Annotated in this window: 2 protein-coding genes and 2 pseudogenes; 1 reads left to right on the top strand and 3 read right to left on the bottom strand. The window is 71.5% G+C overall.

Annotated features, from left to right (window positions below; translation table 11 throughout):
- Positions 1–268: pseudogene (locus G3I65_RS35190) on the top strand (serine protease); the annotation flags it as partial.
- A 411-nt stretch (positions 269–679) separates the two neighbouring features.
- Here the strand turns inward: G3I65_RS35190 and G3I65_RS35185 are convergent.
- From G3I65_RS35185 to G3I65_RS35175, 3 genes and pseudogenes are all read right to left on the bottom strand, one after another.
- Complete coding sequence (locus G3I65_RS35185; RefSeq protein ID WP_160699925.1) at positions 680–1,252, bottom strand: TetR/AcrR family transcriptional regulator; 573 nt, start codon at positions 1,250–1,252, stop codon at positions 680–682.
- Positions 1,249–3,144: a YhgE/Pip domain-containing protein gene (locus G3I65_RS35180; RefSeq protein ID WP_160699924.1), complete on the bottom strand. Its 1,896-nt coding sequence runs from the start codon at positions 3,142–3,144 to the stop codon at positions 1,249–1,251. Before G3I65_RS35180 ends, G3I65_RS35185 begins: the two co-directional genes overlap by 4 nt.
- Positions 3,141–3,583 (bottom strand): annotated as a pseudogene (locus G3I65_RS35175) (ABC transporter ATP-binding protein); the annotation flags it as partial. The gene G3I65_RS35180 and the pseudogene G3I65_RS35175, both read right to left, overlap by 4 nt.

Raw genomic sequence — 3,583 nt, 5'->3', positions numbered from 1 at the left:
CGCGGTCGCCCCGGCGGTCGAGGACGGCCGCCGCCAGCGCGCGGTCCTCGACGGCCTGATGGCCCGCCGCGAGGAACTGCGCGCCCGCTTGGCCGCCGAACACGAGCTGGCCCGCGAGCACGGCCTGGCCGCCGACCCGGAACTGGAGCAGGCGTACGTCCCGGCGAAGCGCCTGCTGATCGACGGCCCCTGCGAGCTGACGGCAGCGGCCACGGCGGTCGACACCTACGCGGCCGCGGTCCGGGCCCGCCTGGAAGACCGCCCCTGACGCGGCTGGCCGGCCGACTGCCGCGAAGGCGCACTCTCAGGGCACCGGAACCCAGGAACCGCCTAGGTTGTCCCGCGGGGTCCGCGGGCGGACGCAGCGGACGTCATGAACGAGTCGTTCACGACGTCGGGCGACAGGGCCCCGGCAAAGTCGGGCAGCACGGCCGATCCGCCCCATCCGCGATGTCATGAAAGAGTCGTTCACCTCGCCGGACGACATGAACGACCCTTTCATGGCATCCCCGCGACGCCGGGCAGACCACGCGGCCAGCCTGCAGCCGGTCACCCGCTCGCCGACGCGACTTTGCCGGGACCCTGACGTCGGGCGAAGTGAATGACTCATTCATGTCGTCGGACGACATGAATGAGTCATTCACTACCTCTGGCCGGGCCACACGACGGCCGGCGCGGCTCAGCGGCGGCCCAGGCCGCGGATCAGGACCATCACCGCGTCCCGCACTTCCGCCCTCGTCCGCTGCGGCCCGAACACCTGCCAGTCCAGCGCCACCACCAGCATCGTGCCGAACAGCCCGGCCGCCGCCGTCGGGATCTCCACGCCCTCCGGCAACCGCCCCGCCGACTCCAGCCGGGACAGCTGCTGCTTCACGATCGAGATGATCTCCTCGCGCAGCAGCGAAAGCGTCCCGTGCCACTGGCCCGGCGTCCGCCACAGCTCGCTCACCAGGATCTGCGAAAACCCCGGGTACTGCGCGATGAACTCCAGCGTCGTGTCGACCTGCGCCTCGATCACGTCCAGTGGATCACCGGAAGAGACCGCCGCGCGCAGCCGACCGGCGAGCATGTCCACCCCGTACCGCAGGAGCGCGTCGACGAGGCCGTCCTTCGAGCCGAAGTTGTAGTACACCGTCCCTTTCGCGACCCCCGCCGCGGCCGCGATGTCGTCGACGGTCAAGCCGACCAGGCCCCGGCTCTTCGAGAGCTCCAGCGTGGCCTCGAAGAGCTTCTGCTTCGTCCCGCCGCTCACAGGCTCAGCTCGGGCTTGAGCGCCGACACCGTCCAAACGCGACGCTTGCGCGCGGCCAGCGTGGACACCAGGATCCCGCCCACCAGGTAGGCGAGCAGCACCCCGATGTCACCCAGGATCTGCACCGTGGCCCCGCTGTAGAACAGGTGGCGGAAGCCGTCGATCGCGTAGCCCATCGGCAGGACCACGTGCAGCGGGTACAGCGCGTCCGGGATCGTCTGCCAGGGGAACGTGCCGCCCGCGCTGACCAGCTGCAGCACCAGCAGCACCAGGCCGAGGAACTTGCCGACCGCGCCGAAGAACGCGTTGAGCGCGTGCACCACCGACGTGAACGTCAGCGAGACGAGCACCGCGAACCCGATCGCGCCCAGCGGGTGCGCGATGTGGATGCCGACCAGCCAGGTCACCGCGCCGAACAGGACGATCACCTGCGCCGTGCCCAGCAGCGCCGAGGACAGCCAGCCGCCCACCGCGACGCGGAAGGGGGACGCGCCCGCGGTCAGCGCCCGCGTCGAGAGCGGCCGCAGGATCAGGAACAGCACGAACGCGCCGATCCAGGTGGCCAGCGAGATGAAGAACGGGGCCAGCCCGGCGCCGTACGTCCCTGCCGACGCCTCGCCGTTGGCGTTCACCGCCACCGGGTCGGCGATCGTGTTGGCCGTCGCGTTGCGGGTCGGGTCGTCCGGGTTCGGGATTTCCTTGAGGCCCGCGGCCAGCCCGTCGCGCAGCTTCACCGCGCCGTCCGCGAGCTGGTTCGTACCGTTGACGGCGGTCTTCTCCCCGTCGTTGAGCTGGGAAGCCCCGTCGCGCAGCTGGTTCGCGCCGTCGGACGCCTGTGCGATGCCGCTCGCCAGCTGCGGGGACGCCGCGGCGAGCTTGGCCGCGCCGTCGGACACCTGGCGGGCGCCGTCGGCGAGTTTCCCGAGGTCGCCGTTGGCCTGCTGGATCTTGCCGTTGGCCTGGTCGACCGGCGACCGCAGCTGGTCGGCCTTCGCGAGGATCGCCTGCACCTGCGCCTCCGGCACGCCGGCGTCGCGCAGGTCGGTCTGCAGCTGGCTGCGGTAGGAGTCGAGCTTGCCCTGGATGTCGGACGACGCCGTCGCCGCGATCGAGGCCGCGTCCGCGACCTTCTGGTCCCCGGCGGCCACCTGCGAAGCGCCGTTCGCGAGCTGCTGGGTCTGCGAAGGAAGCGAAGCGGTGCCGCTCTTCAACGTGCCCAGGCCGGTCGCCAGCGTCGACGAGCCGTCCGCGAGCTTCGCGGCGCCGTCGGCCAGCTGCTGCTGACCGGACTTCAGCTGCGAAGCGCCGTCGGCGAGCTGCGACGCGCCGGTCGAGGCTTCCTGGATCTTGGCGTAGATGGTGGAGAAGCCGACCAGGAACCGGTCCGCGGCCTCGCTGCCGACCTTCTCCGCGATCGTCTTGCGCACCTGCTCGGCGACCTGCTTCGCGATGGTGCCGGACAGGTAGTTGTTGGCGTCGTTGGTGGTCAGCGTGATCGTCGCCTGCTGCGGCTGGAAGTTGCCGACCGACAGCAGCGCGGCGGAGAAGCCGCTCGGGATGCCGATGGCGAACGAGTACTTGTCGTTGCGGACGCCGTCGCGCGCCTCCTGCTCGGACACCTCGTGCCACTGGAACGTGCCGGATTTGACCAGCTCGTCGGTCACCTCACGGCCGACGTTGCGCTCCTGGCCGCTCGAGTCCTTCGCGCCCGCGTCACTGGTGAAGACGGCGGCGGGCAGCTTGTCGAGGCGGCCGTACGGGTCGTAGTTCGCGTAGAGGTAGAAGGACGCGTAGAGCAGCGGCACCAGCACGAGCGCGACCAGCGCGAGCTTCGGCATCGTGCCGGTGGACAGGCGGCGCAGTTCGTTGCGCGCGATGCGGAAGGCGTTCATTCGGAGACCTCGTCAGTGCTCTCGGGGAGCTCTTCGGTGGGGGCGGGTTCGGGGGAGAGGTGCCGCGGCTCCGGCTGCTCGGCGGCGCCGAGGAGCGCGGGCGGGAAGGGGAGCGCGGACAGCGGGGTGGTCGCGGTCAGCACGACGACGGCGAGGCCGCGCCCGGCCAGCTCGCGCGCCAGCCCGGCCCAGCTCTCGACGTCGCTGGTGTGCCGGTCCGGGGTGTCGAGCACGAGCACGCGCACGCCCTTGCGCTCGGCGGCCAGCTCGGTGAGCAGCCGCGTGCGCAGGGTCGGGGCGATGTTTTCGAACCGCGTGTCCGCGAACGGCGCGGCGTCGTGCTCGCCGAGCCACTGGGCGACGTCCTCCTTGTGCGCGGGGCGGTGCGCCAGCGCGAGCTCCTCGCCGACGACCACGCGCAGGGGCAGGGCGTCGTCGG

This window comes from Amycolatopsis sp. SID8362 (genome assembly GCF_010550475.1).
Taxonomy (GTDB): domain Bacteria; phylum Actinomycetota; class Actinomycetes; order Mycobacteriales; family Pseudonocardiaceae; genus Amycolatopsis; species Amycolatopsis eburnea.
The sequence above is the reverse complement of the archived record's forward strand: the minus strand, read 5'-3'. Positions and strand labels throughout refer to the sequence as shown.